Genomic DNA, 23,615 nt, shown 5'->3' with positions numbered 1-23,615 from the left:
TAATCCTTTACTAAGCTGTATCTAATTTCACAATTATATAATGCATATATACTGTTAAAGTATAAAATATTATATTATAGGAGTTGGTTAAGCTGAGAAAAAAATTATTATTGATTATTCCAATCATTATAATTGCATTGCTATTACTTCCATTTATTTTTACGGATAGGAGTTACAAAGGCCTAAATGGACCCGACTTATCTGAATTAGAATATACCGAAATATATTTTGATAACGATAGCGAAAATTTGAAACTTGCAGGGATGTTAATGTTGCCAGAAGGTGAAGGACCATTTCCAACGGCTGTTATTATACATGGTTCTGGTCCAAGCGAAAGAAATAGTGTATGGTACTTATCCGTTGCAAAACATTTACAGGATAATGGGATTGCAGTCATACTTCCAGATAAGAGAGGAAGTGAAAAATCAGAAGGCGACTGGGTAGGAGCAAATTTTGAAGAACTAGCAACCGATACCACTAGTGCAATAGAGTATGTTAAAAGTCAAAAAGATTTTAGTTATTCAACCATTGGCATTATCGGAATGAGTCAAGGTGGTTGGATTGCTCCCGTAGCTTCGGCTAATACAAACGATATCTCCTTTATTGTATCCATGTCTGGGTCAACTGTTACTACCGATGAACAATTATTACATGAAGAGATTCATAACATTGCATCCTATACGTATACGTTTGTTGCAAAATTAATTGCTCCAATTACGACGCAAAACATTAAGAAAGGGGATTATTTTAATTCAATTGCAGGATTTGATCCCATCCCATACTGGAAACAAGTTGATATTCCTGTATTTTTTGCATTTGGAGGCAATGATAAAAATGTTCCAGTTGAAGCATGTATTGACCTCTTAAAAGAAAATAATCTCACTGATTTTAAAATCAAAACTTATCCTCAAGGTGGTCATGCCATTCGTGATGTTAAAACAGACAAAGTGAGTCAAGTGTATTTGAATGATTTAGTAAAATTCATTAAAGAAGATAGCCATTAAGCCACCCATAATTAAGATAAAGCGAACTAAAGAAATATTTATAGGGGTAGTACCAGCGAAGCTTCGCTGATACTACCCCATTTAAGTGAATACACAAAGGTTACCTAACGTCTTTTTGTAGGAATTGCTTAGTTTGACCCAACAAAATATCTATTGCTGTATAAGCTTTTAATTACCTTCTCTAATAAATATGTCTCTTGCCCACTGTGCCCATTCATCTTTTATATTAATATCTTCCCAAGTAGGGTAATCTTTTGCGATGAAGCCCCCGCCAAATCGCCCAAAATGGGTAAACATATCTTTTGCACAATTTTCTATGTAGCTCTTCTCTCCAGTAGCCATTACCTTCTGAATGTCTACTGGACACCAAAAGGTCACTCTTCCCCCAAAATCATGGGCTAAGTTTTTGGTACCTAGCAATTCAGGTTGATCAAATTGCAATACATCTACACCTATTTCAATAAAATCTTCAATAATATCATACACATAACCACATGAATGAACAAAAAAATCAAGTCCTTGATTATGTGCTTCTTTTGCAATATGGGCATAAATAGGTTTAAAAATCTCTCGCCATAATTCAGGACTCATTAACAACGCATTTTGTGTTCCCCAATCATCATATACAATAACCCCGTCAAACCCTAATTGAGCGGATTTCCTCACCAGTTTTATGGCCAATTTTTCTAACTCACTCAACAGTTTTATGACATGATTTTTTTCCAGAATTACGTCCATGAGCACATTATCAATCCTTCTTAGATCTCTAATGGTTGAAAACACAGCCACGGACAGTGCACCTAAACAATATTTGTCTTTATTTTCTTCTAGTATGTCTTTTACTTCACTTTCGTAGCTTTCATCATATTCTGGAAAGCTATATGTCTCTAGAAGATGCCAACCTTCCTGTAAGGCTCCTTTAATACATTCACCCTTTGTTTTTTCCTCTAATCGACCATAAATATTGCCATAGGAATCTCGCCTTACTTCACCTTTAAAATCAGGCACTTCTTTCAATTCATTTTCATAGTGTCCCCACTCTTTTAGATGCTCATATTGAGGATGTTTTAGTTTAGCCCCCAATATCCACGCGATATCATCTTGGTGAGGTTCATTAAAGTCCAAACCAATGCGTGCTGGGGAATTAAATGCTATGACATCTTTAATAATCTGTTTACTCGTCATGATATAACCTCATTTCGTATAGGATGTAGTTCTATGGTAGCTTAACCTATGGAAAACGTCCATGTATTATTACCACAAAAACTGTATTATATCCATAAATCGATTATAAGATATTTGAATAATAAACGATTTTAACTTATAATATATGTATAATATCCATATAGGAGGTAGACATGACATATGTATTATAACCATGAATTTCATGACATCAACCATTTGGTACCTCACTTCCTACATGTAGCCGATAGGTACTGTGATCACAATTGGTATGTTCAAAATGTGGCTCGGGATTTCCATAATTTTTTATTAATTATCTCTGGAGAAGGTATTGCATGGTCAAATCATCAAACCATTAAACTCTTGCCTGGTATGCTTATCTACCATGCTCCTGGTGAAACATATGGTTATACAACAAGCCAATCAAATTTGATGCACTGCTTTGGTGTTAACTTCCAAATTGCACAAACTACATTTTCTGATGCCACATGGGTGACTAAAAACATCCATCGACTGCCTTTTAACAACATATCACACCTATCCCATTCAGGCATCCTACGGAAGTATTTTAAAGACCTTACAACAGTATGGGAAGAAGGTAAAAACCATTATATTCTTAAATGTAAAAGTATTTTCCTTAACATTTTATACGAATTACATAACCAGCTACTCATACAAGAAAAAGGCAAAGATAAAGAAAATATTAGAAAGATTGAAGATGTACTAATCCATATACGAAAAAACTACAATACCTCGTTGACACTTAACCATCTGGCATCCTTAATGGATTTTAATCCAAAATACTTTGGAAGTTTCTTTAAAAAGCATACGGGCTATACCCCCATTGAATATGTAAATAAAGTCAGAATAGAAAAAGCAGAAGAATACCTAGGTATTGGTTATAACATTACAGAAACCTCTCAATTAGTGGGCTTCAACGACCCCTTTTATTTTAGTAAAGTCTTTAAAAAAATCAAAGGTATAACCCCTAGGGACTATGCCAAAACACCCGTACATTTTTGTTAACGCGTCTTCACATCATGAATGAAGCAGGTTATATAAGCTTATATTACTTATACAACCTGCTTCATTATTAGCGTCTTTTACCCAGTTCATTACAGATATCATCCCATGTGACATCTTTTTCGACCATTAATACCGATAAGTGATAGATAAGGTCTGATACTTCATAGATTACCTCTTCATTACCTTCATTCTTAGAACCAATGATTACTTCAGCTGTTTCTTCGCCAACCTTTTTCAATATTTTATCAATCCCTTTATCAAAAAGATAGTTGGTATAAGAGCCTTCTTTGGGATTTTTTTTCCTATCTAAGATAATGTTGTAGACTTCTTCAAATATGGATAATACACTTTCAGACTTGGGTTTAGTTCTGTCTCCCATTTCTACCATATTCTTTGTTTCTAAATCAATTTCTTTATAGAAGCAAGAATAAGCGCCTGTATGACAAGCTACACCTTCTTGCTGAACTTTCACAAGGAGTGTATCTTCATCACAATCTAATGCCATATGCTTTAATGTCTGATAATGGCCTGAGGTCTCACCTTTTAGCCACAAACATTGACGGCTTCGACTGTAGTAGTGTACTTTCTTCGTTTCTAAAGTCTTATCAAAAGCTTCTTTATTCATATAGGCTACCATCAGCACTTCATTGCTATCTATATCCTGAGTAACCACAGGTATGAGCCCGTTTTTGTTCAATTTCAGGTTGTTAAAATCCATGACAAACTTCCTTTCTCTCTATAACCTTACAGGTATATTATTTTCTTTTAAATATTCTTTCAGCTCTTTCATATCAAGCTCTTTAAAATGGAATAAAGAAGCTGCAAGGGCTGCATCTGCTTTTCCATCGGTTAAAACCTCTTTAAAGTCCTCCATATGACCAGCACCACCTGATGCAATAACTGGAATATGAACCTTTTCACTAATGCGCTTCGTTAAGGCTATATCATATCCTGATTTGGTACCATCCTTATCCATGCTGGTTAAAAGAATTTCACCTGCACCACGTTCACAGACTTCTATTGCCCACTCAATAGCATCCATATGGGTGTTAATACGACCACCATTTATATAGATATCCCAACTATGTCTTCCATCATTATATTTGGCATCCATGGCTACCACAACACACTGGCTGCCAAATCGTTTTGCGGCTTCATTAATAAGTTCTGGACGCCTAATGGCTGCGGAGTTAACAGCTACTTTATCTGCTCCTGCTCGCAATATGGTTTTGAAATCATCAACCGTCTTAATGCCACCACCAACTGTCAGAGGAATGAATATCTGCTTAGCCGTATCCCTAACCACTTGCACAATGGTCTCGGCCTTCGTGGGTAGCTGTAATATCAAGGAAGACAATTTCATCTGCCAAACTTTTATTATATGCTTTTGCTACTTCTACGGGATCACCTGCATCTACCAAGTCTAAGAACTTTACACCTTTTACTACGCGACCTCTATCCACGTCTAAGCAAGGTATAATTCGTTTTGATAACATCTTATCACCCTTTCTAGGACTTATCTATTTTTCAAATAATGATACAGCTTCTTCTAAGTCAATAGCCCCTGTATACAAGGCTTTTCCTATAATGGCCCCTTCTGCATTGATTTTTTCCACATCTTTTAAGTCATCAATGGACGAAACACCTCCAGAAGCTATAATATCTAGGTTCGTTTCTTCAATGAGATACTTCGTATATGCCACGTTAGGACCGATTAACATACCGTCTTTGGAAATATCCGTATAGACAATGGTTTTCACGCCATATCCTTTCATTTTTTGACATAAGTCTAATGCTGACATAAGACTGACTTCTTCCCATCCGTTAATGGCTACCATGCCGTCTTTTGCATCGATGCCAACGACAATTTTGTCACTACCAAATTTTTCGATGGCGTCTTTCACAAAACTTGGATTCTTAACTGCCAAGGTACCAATAATAACGCGATCAATACCTATGCTAAGTCGTTCTTCAATATCCCTTATGGTACGAATACCACCACCTGTTTGAACAGGAATATTAACAGCTTTTACAATCTTCTCAATGGCATCTTTATTGGTCCATACGCCATCTAATGCACCATCCAAATCCACAACATGAATATAAGATGCTCCCTTATCAGCCCATTTTTCAGCTATGTCATAGGGGTTATTTGCATAAATGGTTTGTTCATTAAATTTTCCTTGTTTCAAGCGTACACATTTACCACTTTTTATATCAATTGCTGGGTATAATCGCATTTGTTTACCTCCGCTTACCTGTAATCATTCTTATTCATTTATCAACTTACTCTATGTTATTTTAATATGTTTGGTTTACAAGTCAATAAAATTTTTCATTATCTGTAAACCAATTTCACCACTTTTTTCTGGATGAAATTGTAAGGCATATACATGGTCTTTTTGTGCAGCTATTTGAATCTCTTTTCCATAAGTAGTTGTGGCGCTAACGATATCGGCTTCTGTATCCAGATGATAAGAATGTACAAAATAAACATCACTATTATCTGGTAAGCCTCTAAATAGAGGTTCTCTTTTCTTAATAGCCAGTTTGTTCCATCCCATATGGGGTATTTTTAGAGGTACATCCAGTTTAATAATATCTCCTTCTAAGATACCAAGCCCTTCGTATTGACCATGTTCTGTTGATGTATCAAATAATAGCTGCATACCAAGACAGATACCTAATAGGGGTTTTCCTTGTGAAACAGCTGTACGAATAAAATCATCTAAGCCTTTCTCTTTTAATAACTGAATCGCATCTCCAAAAGCACCTAAGCCTGGTAAAATAAGTTTATCCGCCTTATCAAGAACTGCTGTTTCAGATGATATCACCCATTTTTCATGCATATAATCCAGAGCATTGGAGATACTACCCAAATTACCCATACCATAATCTATTATACCAATCATCGTGGTTCATCCTTTCAATCATCTTCGTTTACTATTTAGAGCATACCTTTTGTCGATAAAGCACCTTTAATCCTTTCATCGACCATGGTTGCTTGATCTAATGCATTGCCAAAAGCTTTGAAGATCCCTTCAACAATATGATGGTTATTCTTACCATCCAGTAACTTAACATGTAAGTTCATCTCAGCGTGCATCGCCACTGCCCGAAAGAATTCTTCAACCATTTCCGTGTCCATTTCACCTAATCGGGGCGTTGTTAGTGTGACATCATAATTCAGATAAGGGCGCCCTGATAAATCAAGTGCACATAATACCAAGGTTTCATCCATAGGGATGATGGCAGAACCATAGCGCTTGATACCATGCTTATCACCTACAGCTTCTTTAATACATTGTCCAAAGACAATACCAATGTCTTCAATGGTATGATGACAATCTACTTGAAGATCGCCTGTACATGTGATATCTAGATTGAATAACCCATGTTTAGCAATATGGGTCATCATGTGATCAAAAAAGCCAATGCCTGTATCCACAACATATGTCCCACAGCCATCTATGTTTAATCCAAAAGTAATATCTGTTTCATTGGTTTTTCGCCTAATCTTACTCTCACGACTCATGATACGTCTCCCTTCTCATTCTACTGTTTATAACCACTTAACCATGAACAAGATTATAGTTAAATCCATTATTTATATGGTTTTCATGACTTCAATTAGTTTTTTATTTTCCTTCTCCGTACCTACTGTAATACGTAAGCAATTCGCTAATGCACCAGTAGCACCATAACCTCTAACTAAAACCTTTCGTTCCTCTAATTGCTTCACAATATCGTCCCTTGATACGCTAATTAAAATGTAATTGGCATCAGAGGGATAGACTTTACACACATAATCAATAGTCGATAATGCTGTAATTAATGCTTCTCGTTCTTTAACAATGGCTTTTACATTGTCTTTATAATGCCCATATTTTTCAAGAATAGTCTTCGCCATATATTGGCTGAAAGCATTTAAGTGATAAGGCGGTAAAACAAGGTGTAAGGCTTCAATCATTTCTTTTGACCCAATGCCATAGCCTACACGAAGACCTGCACAACCATAGGCTTTTGAAAATGTTCTTAGGACGATGATATTTGGGTATTTGTCTATCTGATCAATCATGGTTCTATCCACAAATTCCCCATAAGCTTCATCAATAACAACAGGACATGTCATCACTTGAAGCAATTTTTCTATATCCTTTATGGCTAGAGATGAACCTGTGGGATTATTAGGCGTACATAGAAACACACATTTTGGCTGGATCTCCTGATAAGTCTGAATAATTGTATCAATGGGATACTGATAATCGTCATCTAATGAAAATTCAACAGCTATACCCCGGTTTAACGTTGTTGCTAACTTATACATACTAAAAGATGGTGCTGGCATAAGCACCTTATCACCAGGTTCAATAAAAACCTTGGCAATACTCTCAATGAGTTGATCAGAGCCTACACCACAGATGACTTCATCTTTACCCACTTTCCAAAACTCAGCAATAGCCTCTTTTAATCTATGACAATCTGTATCTGGGTAACGACGCATATGTTCGCAATCCTCAATCCAATCTTTCATAGCCTGAATCACTTCAGGATCATGTGTATAAGGATTTTCATTAGCATCCAGCTTCACCTCATAGGGTTTTTCCGGCGCGTGATAGGGACTGTAGTTTTGTAAATCTTTTCTCATATATGTTTTAATCATTTTCAAATCTCACCTTTATAGCATTGGCATGAGCTGTTAACTCCTCTGCTTCTGCAAATTTGACAATATCGTTTTCTAACGTAGAGAGTGCTTCTCTTGAAAAAGAAATAATACTGGATTTCTTAATAAAATCATCCACACTTAGAGGGGAAAAGAATTTGGCTGTTCCGTTCGTTGGCAACACATGGTTGGGTCCAGCCATATAGTCGCCAAGGGGTTCTGGACTATATGCCCCTAAGAAGATAGCCCCTGCATGCTTAATTTTGGGTAAAAGCATAAAGGGTTCTTTTGTACATATTTCCAGATGTTCTGGGGCAATCCTGTTACTTAAGTAGATGGCTTCCTCCATATTATTCACAAGAATAATCGCTCCATAATCATCTAAAGACTTGTTAATGATTGTTTGTCTACTTAGGTAATCGGTTTGTCGCTCTATTTCCTTCTGTACGGCTTCTACCAACACCTCACTATTGGTAATCAATACGGAAGATGCTAATTCATCATGCTCAGCCTGTGATAACAGATCAGCCGCTACATATTTAGCATTGGCTGTTTCATCTGCAATGACAAGGACCTCACTGGGACCAGCCACAGAGTCTATGCTCACATGCCCATAAACAGCTTTTTTAGCCAAAGCCACAAATATATTGCCTGGTCCTACGATTTTATCTACTTGAGGAATGGTTTCTGTCCCAAAAGCTAAAGCTGCTATAGCTTGAGCTCCTCCCACTTTATATATGGCATCTACACCACATTCACGAGCAGCAACCAAGGTTAGGGGATTAACCAAACCGTTTTTATCCGGTGGTGTGGTCATGGTGATGGTCTCAACACCTGCTACTTTTGCAGGTATAATGTTCATGATAACAGATGATGGGTAAACAGCTTTTCCACCAGGTACATAGACACCTACTACATCGATGGGCGTTATTTTTTGTCCCATAATACTCCCTGTTTCACAACTATCAAACCAACTCTGTTGTTTCTGTTTGGTATGATAGGCTTCAATTCTTACCTTAGCTTTTCTTATAATACCAACAAGTTCTTCATCTATCTGTGTATAAGCACTATCTATTTCATCTTGCGTCACTTGTAGTGTGTTAGAATCAATGATGGCACCATCAAATTTTTCTGTGTATTGACATACGGCATTATCGCCATTTATTTTCACGTTATCAATGATGTCAAGTACTGTCTTGTTATACTCTTGATACTGATCTGGTGCTCGATCTTGCAATAATTCCTGTAGTTCATTATCTGAACAACTGTTATAACGTATATATTTCAACCGCATTACCTCCTAACAACGCTTATTTTGTCAGTTCGCGTAAACCTTTTATCATTTGACTAATACGTTCATTTTCCATTTTCATACTCACACGGTTAACCACCATGCGAGCAGATAATGGGCATATTTCTTCTAATACAACAAGTCCATTGTCCTTTAAGGTTGTGCCTGTTTCAACGATGTCCACAATGACTTCAGAAAGCCCTACCAGAGGTGCTAACTCAATAGAGCCATTAAGTTTAATGATTTCTGCTTTTTGACTTTTATGATTATAGAAGTAATCTTTAGCTATATTGGGATACTTAGTAGCAACACGTATAGCACCACCTTGTTCCAATACATCTTTCATTTCTTTTGGTCCAGCTACAATCATTCTACATTTCCCGAAGCCCAAATCTAAGACTTCATAAAGATTCTTTTTCTCTTCAAGTATGGTGTCTTTTCCCACAACACCAATGTCTGCTGCCCCGTACTCCACATAAGTAGGTACATCACTGGCTTTGGCTAAAAAGAACCGACATTTTAGTTCCTCATTGGTAAAAATCAATTTTCTTGTATCACTTTTCATCTCATCACATGTGATACCAATTTGTTCTAATAGTGCTAATGCCTTTTTGGCTAATCTTCCTTTGGCTAGGGCAAAAGTTAAATATCTCATGATAGGTCACCTCGATCAAATAATTCACTTACAGCTACTTCTGTTTGCTCCATGTTTTCTAAATTAATAAGTAAAACCTGTTCTTTAGATTTAAAAGCCATGATACCTCCAACACCTTGTTTCTTACCATATGCTATATTTGCTTCTAAGGATTCGCCCAATAGACCCGTTTCTACATGCATACCTTTTGAACGAAATTCTTCTGATAACTGAATGGCTTCTTTTCTTGTCTCCTGACTATAGAGTACCAATGTATCAATAGTAAATGTGGGTAAGTCTATTTGTTGTCTTTCCATAGCCAATAGCAATTCATCCACCACAATTGCAAAACCAATGGCGGGTACATCTTTTCCAAATTGCTTCAACAAGGTATCATATCGTCCTCCATCCACAATGGAAACACCGGTACCATACGTGTAACCTCTAAAAATAATACCTGTATAATAGTTAAGATGGCTCACTAATCCAAGATCAAAAGATACATAATCTTCAACGCCATAATCGCAGAGAATACCATATACCATTTCTAAACGGTCCAATGCGGAAGTGGCAATTTTATTTTGTGTCAGCTGTCTGGCTTTGTCGATGACATCAACTGATCCAAATAATTTAGGTAAATCCAAGAAAACTTCTTTAAGATCATCGGTCATCCGACATTCATTTAATAAATTTTCTACTGCAATAAAGTTTTTTTCATCAATTAGGGTTCTAAGCTCTTCTTCAGCTTTTTGATCTAAGCCTGCTTCTTCTGCTAAACCTTTGAAAAAACCTGCTTGCCCAAGATCAATCTGAAATTCTTTTAAGCCTGCCATACTTAAACTGTTAATAATCAGTGCAATCACTTCAGCATCTGCATCAATACTGGCATTGCCAATAAATTCAACGCCAGCTTGGGTAACTTCTCTAGCTTTACCTTGATAACTTACATTGTTTCGATATGTATTCCCCATATAACACAGACGTAATGGGTCACAATCATGTTTATAATGGGTTGCTACATACCTGGCAATAGATGGTGTTATATCTGGCCTTAAAGCCAATATATTGCCATCACGATCAAAGAACTTGTACATTAACTGAATATCCACAGTACCTCTTTCATGATTAAATACGTCATAGTATTCAAATGTAGGTGTTTCTATATCTCTAAAGCCGTAACGATGGAATACGCTACCTATTCTATCTTTCAACTCTTTTTTCCTTGATGTTTCATTTCTGTTAAAATCGCGCACACCCTCCGGTGTATGTAATAGACGATCAATCATCATTATTATATCCTTTCTTTATTCATGAGGTTATCTATCTCTAAATGAACTTTGTCTACAATCAGCATAGCATTCAGTATGCTGTCAGAGACAAACTCATATCTCATTCGCTTTAGCATGGTAAATTGCTAATTCGTTAAAACGAATCATTGTAATATTATATGTTATAAAGGACGTATTGTCAACATATAAATTGGTAATATTTTAGACTATATTATAAATTATATACGAGACCCTATGGCTTAGTTATAATGTGTATAGTATAACATATGGGTACACGCAAAAAGACAGGGTTTGATGGGTACAATCAAACCTGTCTTTATTGATGACATGGCCATTATTATTAGGTACCCAATGTCATATACTACATTGGATGTAAAATCAGATGTTTTTTCATTATATTATACATAATGAATTTCAACTGCCCCTAAACTTACATTGCCAACTAAGGTTACAATCTTGTCAGGGTCTGGTTGAGCACCATTCTTAAATTCAACTGCCCCCATGCCCACCCTAAGATCATTTACAACGGTCCAATCCTTAGGCATATAGAGTTCCACGCCACTGAAAGAGGCGTCAATTTTAATAATTCCTTTGCCTTCACACAAAGAGGCGTTGTCAAAGTACACTTCCATTCCACCAAATCTACATTTTAAATTAGCTTGCTCAAATTTTTGCGTCGTGATGTATTTAGCACCTCCACCCAGGAGAATGTTAAACTTCACATGACCTTCATCCTCAATATCCAATTGGTCAGATTCTTTCTTTTGCTGGCTGTGAAAAATTTTGCTAAAGATCATGGTGATACCAAGTGTACCAAAAAATATTGACATGATGACTTTTAAAATCTTCTTACTCATATCTATTCCTCTTTTCCAATAGTTTTGCTCTTAACTCCTTGTAATACTTTCTTGAAACATATATTTTTTTATGTGTATTCAGAAATTCAACCCTACTTGCAGATGTTATATTGCGCAATATGGAATACACTTTATTACTATTCGCTATGGTGGATTTTGATACCCGAACAAACGCATCCGGTAGAATTTTTTCTAACTCATAAAGCTTGAATTTTACGTCATATATTTCATTAACAGTATGGGCAGTCACCCCATTTGTATTCGTCTCGAAAAACAGTATATCACTTGGCGATATGTAATATTCCTGTTCGTTCTTATAAAAGATAATCTGGGTTTTTGGGGTTATCAGTTGGGATAGGCGAGACTCTAATTTAAGTATTTTATTATTGACCTCGCTACACCTGATAATCACTTCCGTTTCATTTGTTTTAGTATCCACTTCAATTCTTATTTTCATCTGTTTCACACTCCATAGCTCCTTGTATATTCTATTATATCATATAACCGATATTGGGTTATGAAGACACTGGTTTAGAGGTCTTATGTTCATACGTATACTTAGATATGATGAAGCAAATCAATATGATTCCTATACACCATATGATGGCGCTAATCAAATCGCTACCAATTTCTGTACCAAGCATCAACCCTCTAATCGTGTTGATGACGTGAGTAATTGGCTGATGGTCAGCAAAGTATCTTAATACCTTTGGCATGGTTTCGGTAGGAATAAGAGCTGAACTCACATAAGGCATAAACTGCACAAACATCATCATGCCACCTACTGATTCAACATTACTGCCAAGCAATCCAATCATCATGGATATCATGGATATCATCAAAATATATAGCATCGTCATAGCAGCTGTGGCAAACCAATGAAGAATTGATATATCTGTTCTAAATCCGATGGCATATGCGAAAAGTATAACGATAATTGCCCCCATAAGATTACGGACCAAAGATGCAATAATATGCCCCGATAAAACGGAAGACTGACTTATATCCATGGTTCTGAACCTGTCGATTATCCCCTTTGACATATCATTGTTAACACTAACGCCTGTCATATATGCAACGACAGCAGGCTGCATAACCAGGATTCCAGGCAATACATATCTTAGATATTCTATTCTGTCTCCACCAGGGCCTAATGCTCCACCAAAAATATATACAAATACCGCTGTTACCATAATAGGTAGGAAAATTATCATCATCAAGGCTTCTGAGTTACGAATCAAGTGTAATAAATCTCTCTTTACCATAACCTGTATTTGCTTCAAATTCCTTTTAATCACCGATTGCATTGCAAGCCTCCCTTTCACTGTCTTCACTAATCACTTTCAAAAATACCTCTTCCAAGGATGCTTTTTTCTTCTCAAAGTTTTTAATCTTAATATGGTGGTTTTTTAATACATCAAAAACTTCAAACACTTGAACCATAGATTCATGGGTCTCTATCTTTAACTCGCAACTATTGACATCCATTACCGGATGATAGTCCTTCAATATCAATTGAGCTTTATAGGTGTCTTCCTCTGACCCAAATGACAATTTGATGATATTACTTGCAATAATATCCTTTAGTTCATCATTGGTGCCTTCTGCAATGATTACCCCTCCATTGACTATGGCAATTTTATCAGCTAAATATTCAGCCTCATCCAGGTACTGGGTTGTCAGAAATATGGTGATGCCTGTTTCAGATAATTCCTTAATCATTTTCCACATGGACTTTCTACTCATAGGGTCCAACCCTGTTGTAGGTTCATCTAAAAAGATAACACTTGGCCTTCCTATTAAGCTCATAGCTATATCAATTTTTCTTTTCATACCACCAGAGTATGTTGACACTCGTCGATTAGCATCTTCCAACAACTTGAATTTCATTAGAAGCATCTCGACTTTTTCTTTTCGATTATCAATATCTAGAAGTTTACCTATCATGTCTAGGTTCTCTCTACCGGTTAGTATTTCATCAACTGCAGCATACTGTCCGGTTAAAGCAATATGCTTCTTCACTTCACTGGGTTTTTTAGCCACATCTATACCTGCAAGTTTCACTGTACCACCATCTGGTTTCAGCAATGTGGACAAAATTTTTATCATGGTTGTTTTACCAGCACCATTTGAACCTAGCAATGCAAAAATACTTCCTTTTTCCACTTTCAGATCTATGCCTTTCAATACTTCAACTTCATTAAAGGATTTACATAAATTTGATATCTCAATCATTACATTTCCATTCAACTTTTAACCATCTCCTAATTACTCTATAACTATGGGTTGATTCACCATAACTTGTTGTGAAATTCATTCACGACTACAAGCTCCATTATATGATCACCATTTTGGTATGTAAATGCAATGTAGGCAAGAGGTCAATTATTGCTATTAAGAGGTATTCATAGGCAAGACAAGAAGGCTATTGCCGAAGAGATAATCAAAGAATCACTTGATGAAGGATTCGCTACTTTTGATAATATAAAGACTCTGGATATCCGTTATCCAGAGAAGGTTAATAAGATGACTGAAGGGAAGATCAATTTTGCATCACAAGTAGAAATAGAATTTATTAAAAAAGCCCTTGGTATGGATGCAATGATGACTATTAGATTGTAGTAGAAAAGATGAATGAATAAGTGAAAATAGCTGGAAACATGTTTTCGAAGATTATTGATTGTGGCTTATTCATCCAACGTAGACAAATAATATTGTAGTTGTTCTAAAAAATGAAGATACACACCATCTTTTGTGGCTATTTGATATTGTGGGTTCATATCTTTATAGGGTATGGATTTACGTCCCCCTAACTTAGCCTTATCCCAATAGTCTTTAATAAATGTATAAGGAAGATAATAGTATTCATTATATTTGGAAAAATAAACAAGAATAAAGGCAATACCACCCTGTTTTTCAAAATCCTCCATAAACATCATCTGATGTTCATGAATATTACATAGGGGCAGTAGTTCTTTCGTGGTCTCTTTCGCATCAAAACAAATACTAATGCCTTGCACAACACCAATATAATCCACTGTACTCTTCTGTTCAAAATAAGCCAAGGATATATGCCTGCTTTTTTGATCAATCTTAATGGGCTTAATAGGGGTAGGTATTTTTTGTATCAGTCCTAATCCCTTGTCACGATACTTTTCGTTTGTATAATTAATTAATTCCTCTAAAGTGCTCCCTCTCAAACCACGGGTCTGCCAATATGCCATCTTCTCACCCCTCCATAAATCTATGTTTTTCTTGTAGCCCTGCTATAGCTTTTTCCATGTCCTTTAATAAAGTTATGTCCTTTTCACAGGTTTTCATCTTATTCAATAAGCTTATGCCATCGCTGAATCCTAAGCGCCATATGGCATCGATTATTTCTTTTCTTATATCCGCCCTTGGATCATCCATTATTTTTTCAAGTATATGAAGGGCTTCTTTGTTACTACTATTACCTAATGCTATAATGCTATTGCGCTGTAAGATTTTCTTACCTCGCCATCCAGATGCGGTTTTCCCATAAGTATCCTTAAATACTTTATTCGATATAGAAAGTAACGATTCATGTTCTGGATAAGGTGTTATAATCGGTTCCAGTACCTTATTACGCACTTTGTTATATGGACATACTATCTGGCATACATCACAGCCATATATCTGCTTACCCATCTTGTTTTTTACTTCAGCGGCTATATGGCCTTTATGTTGTGTTAAGTAAGACAAGCACTTATTACAATTTACATTTTTATCACCTACAATGGCTTGGGTTGGGCAAGCCTCTACACACTTATGGCAAGTACCACAATCTATGGTACCTTTACAATCTTCCTTACATAAAGCATAATCCGTTAAAACATACCCAATAAACACTTTTGACCCATAGGATTTATGAATGAGCATGGCATTCTTACCGATAAAACCCAAACCTGCTCGACAAGCTATGGCTCGGTCAGAAAATGGGCTTATATCCACAAAAGCCATAGTTTCACAAGGTACTTTGCTTTTCAAAAAAACTGCCAATTTTTCTAGTTTTTCCATAAGGATATTATGATAGTCCTTAGAAACAGCAGTCATGCTAATATGACCTCTTAACTTATCATCTTCATGATCATGGTTCTTGTTGTGTACGTCATAAGCCTCTAATATAACCAGAAAAGATTTGGCATTTTTCATGGTTTGCTGAGGATATATTTTTCGTTTATAATCCTTTGACTCCAGATCACACATATACCCTTGTGCTTCTCTGTGGTAAAGACAGTCCTCTATTTCAAAAAAGGGGGCTGCTGTGCAAAACCCTATAGCATCTACCCCTATATCCTGACTATATGCAATTAACGCTTCTTGCAAAGCTTTACCATTTTCCATTTGTGTACACTTCCTATCATTGCATTAACGACGTTTTTTGCTTTCTCTATTTGTGCCAAATAACTCATTGGCTATTGCTTTGAATGTGTCATCAACAGGGTCCATCATCTCTTTTCCATCCAAATAAGACAGTATACCACTGTCCACATGAAAAACAATGCGATAAGCATGCAATAAATGATGCTTCAAGCCATATTCCTTTTTAAACCGGTCATTTATGTTTTTCTTTCCATATTTATAATCACCAATAAGCGGATGTCCTATACTGCTTAGGTGTGCACGAATTTGATGGGATTTACCCGTAATAATTTGCACATCTAACAAAGAATATGCTTTATTATCCGTCAGTGGTTGGTAAATTGTTTGAATGTAGTGACCAAGGTTTTGGTCTTTGGTGACGTGTACCCGATTATGTTGATTGTCTTTATTTAAATAACCTTCAATGCTGTTTTTCTTAGAAACAAAACCAGAAACAATACATTGATAATGTTTATCTATTTTTTTATGGGCAATAAGTCCATTAAGGGCTTGTAGGGCTTGTAGATTTTTACCACTTAACACAATACCGCTTGTATTACGATCTAAACGGTTGCAAATACCTGGCCGAAACCCTTTTGTAACGTTTGGGTCATAGTCACCTTTTTGTATGAGATAAGATGTAATCTCATCCACTAATGACCGTTCTCCGCCTTGGTCAGGTTGGGATAAAAGGCCAGCAGGTTTATGACAAACAAGGATATGCTCATCTTCATATAACACCTTAAATGTTATGGGCATGTTGGGTGTGGGAACGTGAGCATGTAAACTAAATTTTTCAATGGTTTCTTCTGCCATAAACAGTTGGATACCATCATTTTTTTGTAATATTTCATGACCTTGGATACGTTTTCCATTGAGCTTAATTCTTTTTTTTCGCAACATTTTATAAATAAAGCCTTTAGATGCTTTACTAAAATACTTCATTAGGTATTTATCGGCTCTTTGATTACTTTCATCTTTATTAACGATTATTTCTTTCATCATAACCTCTAAACAGATTGTCCCAATAATAAGTGAGCTAGATCAACTTGTGTATCTGTATGCACGTTTTTAAGCGTTCTTACAAGCTTATCGTTTACATATTGATACATGGCTTCTTCATCATTATAGACACTAACTTTTACTGAAAATCCTTTGGGAACAATGAGTTTTTCAATATATTCTTTATAGGATAACACATCTTTACGTTCTTTTTTCCTATCGATTAGCAAAACCAATTCACGATCACTCATAACGGCTGCTTCGTAGAATAACGTTTGCTTACCTCTTACAATGGCTAGGCTTGCTAAACATACCAACTGTTGGCTGACTGCTTCCAAACGTTTATAAAATATTTCATTGCCATCTTTGAATTGACGGTATAGAATATACTTCACAAGAAACTGAGCTGCTGGTAATACCAACAAGACACTCAACAATAACAGGACATTTCCTTCCAACAGATACCTGTCAACGATTAATACAATAGCAATGACCATAAAACTGATAGCTGATAACATACCATACATTTTTCTCTGTGAACGGATATAGCCATATTCTCCTTTTGGCTGTCGCATACGCCTGCAATCCTTTCTTTCGTAAACTATACTTTATAAATTATATCATAGTTTAATAGGGTTGAAAATATCTTTCTCGGGTCATGATATAACGTACGTGCTTCACATAACTGCCTGTAAAAATCTGAGCATTGTTTTTAATGCTTACTTCTTTGAAGTTCAGTCGTTTAGGAATTGCTCGACTTTTCGTATTTTTTTCATCCACGTAGATATAGACTTTATTAAGCTTTAGCTGGTTGAAAACAAGTTTTAATAAGCCATCACAACATGTGGTCATAATCCCTCTTCCCACATATTTTTTGCCTAACCAATAACCAATTGAAGTGGACTTATCTCCCCAATTAATACCATGTAGACCAATACGACCAACAATTTTACCACTATATATTATATTGCACTGAAAGCCATTGTTTTCGGCATACTGATCCATAGCTTTTAATGCTGAGTATCGACAATCCCTTACGCTTTTTATTAAATCCACCCAAGTGAGCCATTTTTTCAGATGTGCTCTTGACTCATCAATTAATTGATAGACCTCTTCTGAATCCAAAACATGGACTAATCGTAGGGATAAATCTTTGTTAATTTTATATTCAAACATGAAAAGCTACTCCCCCTAGTGTGATAATTCCCTTATATTATTATACGCTTAGGGTTGCATATTGAACGTCACTTATGCTATTTTTTCTAAATATCTCATGATGAAGGGTTAGCTATTAAAAATCATGGAAACAGCCCCTCTAAATCATTACATTTAGGGGGCTGATACATTTAATCATCTATTTTGAGGGCTTTAATCAATGATGATATGTGAGGGTAGCCTCTCAATCTTTTATTTATTATAGTCCAAATAAGCTTTCAGTTTTTGATTCTTTAGAAACTTTCCACTTACCATCAATTTTAACAGCAATGAGCTCAGCTTCTGTTTCTTTAATGTTTTCTTCCTTGCCCATTTCTTCTGTCAAAAGATCCGTTACCATTTTGGTTATTTCTTCTTGTTGCGCTTCTGGATCCTTTTCTTCACTATCTGCTGCTGATTCTAATGCTTTTGCGGTTAATTCCATCATTTTGCTTTGTGCAATTTCCATAATGTTATTAAAATCAGGATGCTTCACCTTTAGCTTCACAGTAGCTTTATCGCCATCTTCTTTTACATCTGTAATTTCATAGCTGATTTTACTAAAGATCTCTGTTGCAATAGGGTCTACATCTTCTTCTGATGGAAGCTCACTGGCATCTTCAGCGTACTCTGCTGCCTTTTTATAATCACTGGCAATAATACCATCTAAAAATCCTGAAATGGCAGTCTTTGGTCCGCCACTTTCTGTTTTTTTTGCACAACCTACGCTTGCTAAGAGTACACATAGCATGACCATCATTACGAATACTTTTTTCATATAAATTTCTCCCTTATTTATGTATTTTGCAGAGGTATCCTCCGCATACTGCTTTGCAGCTTCATAATTAAATTTACTTTAAACAAGTAGATTACATATGACCCTCACCATATGACATGATTTAATTACGTTACACATTATACCATATTTTTTTAAATTGTAAAGTATTTTTATTTAGTCCCTTAATATATTAATGTCTTCACCATTTAATACTTTGTTCAGATTTCGAACAGCACACATTTTCCCACACATGGTACATGTTTTTTCATCCTCTGGTTTGGAACTTTCTCGATAGGCTCTAGCCTTCTCTGGATCGATGGCTAAGTTAAGCATTTTATCCCAATCTAGCTGCTGTCTAGCATAACTCATACGGTTATCCCATTCACGTGCTTTAGGTATTTTTTTTGCTATATCTCCTGCATGTGCTGCAATCCTGGTTGCGATAATACCTTCTTTCATGTCTTCTAATGTGGGTAGTCGCAAATGCTCAGCTGGCGTTACATAACATAAGAAATCTGCACCACTTGATGCTGCTATAGCACCACCTATTGCACCAGTTATATGGTCATAACCTGGGGCTATATCTGTAACTAAAGGACCAAGAACATAGAAAGGCGCACCATGGCATAACTTCTTTTCTAAGAGCATGTTAGCTTCAATTTCATCAATTGCCATATGACCTGGACCTTCAATCATCACTTGTACATTCTTTGCCCAAGCTCGCTTAGTAAGTTCCCCAAGTACGATTAATTCTTTAATCTGACTTGCATCGGTGGAATCTGCAATGGCACCAGGACGACATGCATCCCCAAGACTAATGGTGATGTCATACTTGGCACATATGTCAAGTAATGCGTCATAATGCTCATAGAATGGATTTTCCTGCCCATTTAATTGCATCCAAGCAAACATGAGAGAGCCACCTCTGGAAACCAAGTTCATTAAGCGTGGATTGCGTCTAAAAGTATTGGCTGTCTCTTCATTAATGCCTGCATGTATGGTCACAAAATCCACACCGTCTTTACCATGCTGTTCAACAACTTCTAAAAATTCATTAGCGGATATATCCTTTAATTCTTTTTCATAAAAGCCTAGAGCATCATAGACAGGTACGGTACCAATCATCGCTGGTGACATATCAATGAGCTTCTTACGAAACGCTATGGTTTTCCCATAATTACTTAAGTCCATAATGGATTCAACTTTCATGGCAATAGCGGTTCGTACTTTGTCATATTCCCGCTCTAAGTCATAACTGTCTTTGGATATACCTAGATTCACGTTTATTTTTGTTCTTAAGCCTTCACCCACACCTTCTGGGTCAATATTTGTATGATTTTTATTAGCCGGTATAACCACTGTTCCTTTAGCAATTCTTCCCATGAGTACCCGTGGGTCCATGTTTTCTTTTTTGGCTACAAGTTTCATTTCTTTTGTGATGATGCCTTTTTTTGCCGCATCCATTTGTGTTGTATATTCCATGATTATCCGTTCCTTCCTATAAGCTTTTATCAAGTTATTCATAGCATGAGGTATATGAGCAGCGTTATAAATCTCTGACACAACAGCTATAGCATCCACGTTTCTGATGATGTCATCTGTTAAATTAGATGAGGAGATACCACCAATACCTACAAGGGGTATAGGCACTTCTTTTCTAATAGCATGCAACGTGTCCATGGACATAGGTATAGCATTTACTTTTGTTGTCGTTGGAAACAAAGCCCCTACGCCTAAGTAATCTGCACCATGCTGCTGGGCGTTTCTTGCTTGATCCACAGTCTTAGCTGTTATGCCAATAATAGCGTTATCTCCCAATAGAGCTCTTGCAGATGATAGATTTGTATCATGCTGCCCTAAATGTACCCCATCTGCCCCAAGCTCTACAGCTATTTCCACATGATCATTAATAATAAAGGTCACACCATGATGAGCGCATATTGCTTTCAATGCGCGTGCTTCTTTCATGAGTTTCTTTTTGTCAGTACTTTTACACCGATATTGCAGAATGGTTGCACCATGTTTAATAGCAAGTTCCGTTTTATAAATAAGTTCATCATATGTTAACCCGTCTTGTGTCACCAGATAGATATCCTTATTGAATGTCATGATACACAACCCCTCCTCCATCTAATAGATTTGTATGTCTTCTTTTATAGATGGCATCAAACAACATGACTTTGTATGAACCAATTCCTTGATTGACGTCTAGAAGCTCTTCCACATCTGATGCCGCTGTATGCATAGCCAACATGCCGTAGACACTGCTGGCAAATGGGTCTTTACAACGGGCATAAGCAACACTTATCAGTGTGGATATCATGCACCCTGTTCCAGTGATCTCTGTTAATCTGGGCGTATCTCCCTTAACGATTGCCACTTTTGAAGCAGAACATACCATGTCGTCTTTTCCCGTTATGGCTACAACAGCATTGTATCTCTTGGCTACTGCCACACCAATGTCAGTTAATTCTGTTTGTTCTAATGCTTCACCATCTACCCCTTTTGCTTGTGTTGTCAATCCAAGTATCGCTTTTATTTCTGAGCCATTACCTTTAATAATATCCACATGAAATGTTTCTAATATATCCATAATCATCTTTTTACGGTAGGAGGTTGCCGCTACACCTACAGGGTCAATGATAACAGGTATATGATGCCTATTGGCAATGGCAATGGCATCATGTATAGCAGTTACTTTATCTGAAGTAATGGTCCCAATGTTAATGACTAAACACTGGCACTGCCTAGTAATCTCTTCTAGCTCTTCCACAGCTTCAGCCATAATGGGACTTCCCCCAAAAGCTAGCGTCATATTTGCCATATCATTCACTGTCACATAATTGGTGATATAGTGAATAAGCGGTTTTTCTGTACTTTCATAGATTTTTTTATAGATTTCTTGATCGGTATTATTCATTATATACTCCTTTCGGAAAATGCTTAATGGGTCCATCTCCACTGCCTATTGAAAAACCACCTTGAATGGCTTTGCTGATGTAGCTTTTAGCTCGTTGAATAGCCACATGTGAAGGATACCCTATACTCCAGTTAGCTGCTATAGCAGAAGATAAAGCACACCCTGTACCATGGGTGTTCGTATTAGGGATACGTTCATGTTCATAGCTTATAAAATCATAACCATTATAATAAATGTCCGTGGCTGTATCTTTCAAGTGACCACCTTTCACCAAGACATTCTTTGGCCCCTGTTTGTGTAAGCGTATACAAGCTTTTTTCATATCGTCTATGTTCTTAATAGGCATCTTGGTGATGAGTTCAGCTTCTAATATATTGGGTGTAATCATATGGCATATGGGAAAAAGCTCTTCAACCATCATGGTGATTGCATCGCCTTTTAAGAGGATTCTGCCAGTGGTCGATACCATAACAGGGTCTAACACAATAGGAGGCATGGTATACTTTTTTAAAGTATTTAACACTGCATGAACGATACGCTTATTATATAGCATACCTATTTTGACGCTGCCTACCTGAATGTCACTAAAAATAGCATCAATCTGTTTCTCTATGGTCAAAGGGTCAAGCCCTTGAATATGAGACACGCGTACTGTATTTTGTGCCGTAATAGCTGTAATCACACTCATACCGTACACACCATGGGCTGCAAAAGTTTTTAAGTCTCCCTGTATCCCTGCACCTCCACTACTATCAGAACCAGCTATTGTTAAAGCTGTTTTCATGATAAGTATCTCTCTTTCGCCAAAACAATTCTTTTGATACCCGTTAATTGGAATATGCATACAGCTAATACTGCTCCTACAAAAGAACTGATCATAAAGGGTATAATAAAAGCAAATAGAGTTGCTTCTTTTCCCATGAAGAGATTCGCTACAGGAGTAGCAACCATCGCTCCTATAACACCGGTTCCAATGCATTCACCTAAAGCGGCTAAATAGGTTTTGCCATATCGCATGTAGAGTAAACTAGCAAGAAGTGCACCAAATAGACTGCCAGGAAAAGCAAACAACGTACCCATACCAAGGAGATTACGTAGCAGGGATACGGTAAACGCTTGACCAACAGCGTACACTGGTCCTAAAAGAATAGCTGATATCACATTAATTAAATGTTGCCATGGATAACATTTTGTAAGCCCAATGGGAACATGATAAGGACTTAAAATGACACCTAAGGCTACTAAAATACCTGTTAAAGCGAGTTTATGCGTATTAAGTTTCATGAGATTCATCCTTTCTGTTTTTTGCACCAAAAATCAAGGTAGTCACCTTCTGCGCATACCTTACAGGTGGAAAACTTATAGGCTATGTAAAATGGATGATTGGATGTG

26 protein-coding genes and 1 pseudogene are annotated in these 23,615 nt (G+C 36.6%); 3 read left to right on the top strand and 24 right to left on the bottom strand.

The genetic code is table 11. The features are described 5' to 3' along the window. The first annotated feature begins 83 nt into the window (after window positions 1-83). Window positions 84-1,004 (top strand): alpha/beta hydrolase family protein, encoded by a 921-nt coding sequence (locus tag HZI73_RS13900; protein ID WP_212693989.1) that lies wholly within the window; start codon window positions 84-86, stop codon window positions 1,002-1,004. A 168-nt stretch (window positions 1,005-1,172) separates the two neighbouring features. Here HZI73_RS13900 and HZI73_RS13895 read toward each other — a convergent pair whose 3' ends face one another. Further along, window positions 1,173-2,189 (bottom strand): uroporphyrinogen decarboxylase family protein, encoded by a 1,017-nt coding sequence (locus HZI73_RS13895; protein ID WP_212693988.1) that lies wholly within the window; start codon window positions 2,187-2,189, stop codon window positions 1,173-1,175. Window positions 2,190-2,369: 180 nt separating this feature from the next. Here HZI73_RS13895 and HZI73_RS13890 point away from each other — a divergent pair, with 180 nt between their 5' ends. Beyond that, complete coding sequence (locus HZI73_RS13890; RefSeq protein WP_212693987.1) at window positions 2,370-3,212, top strand: helix-turn-helix domain-containing protein; 843 nt, start codon at window positions 2,370-2,372, stop codon at window positions 3,210-3,212. A 67-nt stretch (window positions 3,213-3,279) separates the two neighbouring features. Here HZI73_RS13890 and hisIE read toward each other — a convergent pair whose 3' ends face one another. From hisIE to HZI73_RS13825, 13 genes and pseudogenes are all read right to left on the bottom strand, one after another. Beyond that, window positions 3,280-3,930 (bottom strand): bifunctional phosphoribosyl-AMP cyclohydrolase/phosphoribosyl-ATP diphosphatase HisIE, encoded by a 651-nt coding sequence (gene hisIE, locus HZI73_RS13885; protein ID WP_212693986.1) that lies wholly within the window; start codon window positions 3,928-3,930, stop codon window positions 3,280-3,282. A gap of 18 nt (window positions 3,931-3,948) precedes the next feature. After that, window positions 3,949-4,708 (bottom strand): annotated as a pseudogene (gene hisF, locus HZI73_RS13880) (imidazole glycerol phosphate synthase subunit HisF). A gap of 24 nt (window positions 4,709-4,732) precedes the next feature. After that, window positions 4,733-5,452, bottom strand: coding sequence for a 1-(5-phosphoribosyl)-5-[(5-phosphoribosylamino)methylideneamino]imidazole-4-carboxamide isomerase (hisA, locus tag HZI73_RS13875; RefSeq protein WP_212693985.1), 720 nt, complete (start codon window positions 5,450-5,452; stop codon window positions 4,733-4,735). 75 nt (window positions 5,453-5,527) lie between these two features. Further along, window positions 5,528-6,124, bottom strand: a complete 597-nt coding sequence (gene hisH / locus HZI73_RS13870) for an imidazole glycerol phosphate synthase subunit HisH (RefSeq protein ID WP_212693984.1) — start codon at window positions 6,122-6,124, stop codon at window positions 5,528-5,530. A 35-nt stretch (window positions 6,125-6,159) separates the two neighbouring features. Next, window positions 6,160-6,747: an imidazoleglycerol-phosphate dehydratase HisB gene (gene hisB, locus HZI73_RS13865; RefSeq protein ID WP_212693983.1), complete on the bottom strand. Its 588-nt coding sequence runs from the start codon at window positions 6,745-6,747 to the stop codon at window positions 6,160-6,162. Between the two features lie 72 nt (window positions 6,748-6,819). Further along, window positions 6,820-7,875 (bottom strand): histidinol-phosphate transaminase, encoded by a 1,056-nt coding sequence (hisC, locus tag HZI73_RS13860; RefSeq protein ID WP_212693982.1) that lies wholly within the window; start codon window positions 7,873-7,875, stop codon window positions 6,820-6,822. Then, a complete protein-coding gene (gene hisD / locus HZI73_RS13855; RefSeq protein ID WP_330619516.1) occupies window positions 7,868-9,163 on the bottom strand; it encodes a histidinol dehydrogenase in 1,296 nt (431 codons plus the stop codon). Before hisD ends, hisC begins: the two co-directional genes overlap by 8 nt. A gap of 22 nt (window positions 9,164-9,185) precedes the next feature. Next, window positions 9,186-9,821, bottom strand: a complete 636-nt coding sequence (gene hisG, locus HZI73_RS13850) for an ATP phosphoribosyltransferase (RefSeq protein WP_212693980.1) — start codon at window positions 9,819-9,821, stop codon at window positions 9,186-9,188. Continuing rightward, complete coding sequence (gene hisZ, locus HZI73_RS13845) at window positions 9,818-11,089, bottom strand: ATP phosphoribosyltransferase regulatory subunit (RefSeq protein ID WP_212693979.1); 1,272 nt, start codon at window positions 11,087-11,089, stop codon at window positions 9,818-9,820. Before hisZ ends, hisG begins: the two co-directional genes overlap by 4 nt. Window positions 11,090-11,487: 398 nt before the next feature. Then, window positions 11,488-11,946 (bottom strand): hypothetical protein, encoded by a 459-nt coding sequence (locus HZI73_RS13840; protein WP_212693978.1) that lies wholly within the window; start codon window positions 11,944-11,946, stop codon window positions 11,488-11,490. Then, the gene (locus HZI73_RS13835; RefSeq protein ID WP_212698806.1) at window positions 11,939-12,403 is read right to left on the bottom strand and encodes a LytTR family DNA-binding domain-containing protein; all 465 of its coding nucleotides are present in this window, start codon (window positions 12,401-12,403) and stop codon (window positions 11,939-11,941) included. The genes HZI73_RS13840 and HZI73_RS13835 overlap by 8 nt, the downstream gene beginning before the upstream one ends. 58 nt (window positions 12,404-12,461) lie before the next feature. Next, a complete protein-coding gene (locus tag HZI73_RS13830; RefSeq protein ID WP_212693977.1) occupies window positions 12,462-13,253 on the bottom strand; it encodes an ABC transporter permease in 792 nt (263 codons plus the stop codon). After that, window positions 13,237-14,196 (bottom strand): ATP-binding cassette domain-containing protein, encoded by a 960-nt coding sequence (locus HZI73_RS13825; RefSeq protein ID WP_281418796.1) that lies wholly within the window; start codon window positions 14,194-14,196, stop codon window positions 13,237-13,239. The genes HZI73_RS13830 and HZI73_RS13825 overlap by 17 nt, the downstream gene beginning before the upstream one ends. A 138-nt stretch (window positions 14,197-14,334) precedes the next feature. On the opposite strand from HZI73_RS13825, the gene HZI73_RS13820 reads away from it, so the two are divergent. Further along, entirely contained in the window at window positions 14,335-14,568 is a 234-nt protein-coding gene (locus tag HZI73_RS13820; RefSeq protein ID WP_212693976.1) for a hypothetical protein, read from the top strand. A gap of 65 nt (window positions 14,569-14,633) precedes the next feature. Here HZI73_RS13820 and HZI73_RS13815 read toward each other — a convergent pair whose 3' ends face one another. The 10 genes from HZI73_RS13815 to thiW all read right to left on the bottom strand — a co-directional run bounded on the left by HZI73_RS13815 (window position 14,634) and on the right by thiW (window position 23,507). Beyond that, the gene (locus HZI73_RS13815) at window positions 14,634-15,170 is read right to left on the bottom strand and encodes a Holliday junction resolvase RecU (RefSeq protein WP_212693975.1); all 537 of its coding nucleotides are present in this window, start codon (window positions 15,168-15,170) and stop codon (window positions 14,634-14,636) included. A 4-nt stretch (window positions 15,171-15,174) separates the two neighbouring features. Continuing rightward, entirely contained in the window at window positions 15,175-16,311 is a 1,137-nt protein-coding gene (gene queG, locus HZI73_RS13810) for a tRNA epoxyqueuosine(34) reductase QueG (RefSeq protein WP_212693974.1), read from the bottom strand. Window positions 16,312-16,335: 24 nt separating this feature from the next. Continuing rightward, window positions 16,336-17,334 (bottom strand): RluA family pseudouridine synthase, encoded by a 999-nt coding sequence (locus tag HZI73_RS13805; RefSeq protein WP_212693973.1) that lies wholly within the window; start codon window positions 17,332-17,334, stop codon window positions 16,336-16,338. Window positions 17,335-17,339: 5 nt separating this feature from the next. Beyond that, a complete protein-coding gene (locus HZI73_RS13800; RefSeq protein ID WP_212693972.1) occupies window positions 17,340-17,906 on the bottom strand; it encodes a hypothetical protein in 567 nt (188 codons plus the stop codon). A gap of 52 nt (window positions 17,907-17,958) precedes the next feature. Continuing rightward, the gene (locus HZI73_RS13795) at window positions 17,959-18,507 is read right to left on the bottom strand and encodes a GNAT family N-acetyltransferase (RefSeq protein ID WP_212693971.1); all 549 of its coding nucleotides are present in this window, start codon (window positions 18,505-18,507) and stop codon (window positions 17,959-17,961) included. 238 nt (window positions 18,508-18,745) lie between these two features. Beyond that, window positions 18,746-19,303 carry a hypothetical protein gene (locus tag HZI73_RS13790; protein WP_212693970.1) on the bottom strand — a complete coding sequence of 186 codons (558 nt, stop codon included), beginning with the start codon at window positions 19,301-19,303 and terminating at the stop codon, window positions 18,746-18,748. Between the two features lie 174 nt (window positions 19,304-19,477). Then, complete coding sequence (thiC, locus tag HZI73_RS13785; RefSeq protein ID WP_212693969.1) at window positions 19,478-21,412, bottom strand: phosphomethylpyrimidine synthase ThiC; 1,935 nt, start codon at window positions 21,410-21,412, stop codon at window positions 19,478-19,480. Then, window positions 21,399-22,223, bottom strand: a complete 825-nt coding sequence (gene thiM, locus HZI73_RS13780; protein WP_212693968.1) for a hydroxyethylthiazole kinase — start codon at window positions 22,221-22,223, stop codon at window positions 21,399-21,401. The genes thiC and thiM overlap by 14 nt, the downstream gene beginning before the upstream one ends. Beyond that, window positions 22,216-23,007, bottom strand: coding sequence for a bifunctional hydroxymethylpyrimidine kinase/phosphomethylpyrimidine kinase (thiD, locus tag HZI73_RS13775; protein WP_212693967.1), 792 nt, complete (start codon window positions 23,005-23,007; stop codon window positions 22,216-22,218). The genes thiM and thiD overlap by 8 nt, the downstream gene beginning before the upstream one ends. After that, the gene (thiW, locus tag HZI73_RS13770) at window positions 23,004-23,507 is read right to left on the bottom strand and encodes an energy coupling factor transporter S component ThiW (RefSeq protein WP_212693966.1); all 504 of its coding nucleotides are present in this window, start codon (window positions 23,505-23,507) and stop codon (window positions 23,004-23,006) included. Before thiW ends, thiD begins: the two co-directional genes overlap by 4 nt. Window positions 23,508-23,615: the final 108 nt, after the last annotated feature.

It is taken from the genome of Vallitalea pronyensis (genome assembly GCF_018141445.1).
Classification (GTDB): Bacteria; Bacillota; Clostridia; order Lachnospirales; family Vallitaleaceae; genus Vallitalea; species Vallitalea pronyensis.
The sequence above is the reverse complement of the archived record's forward strand: the minus strand, read 5'-3'. Positions and strand labels throughout refer to the sequence as shown.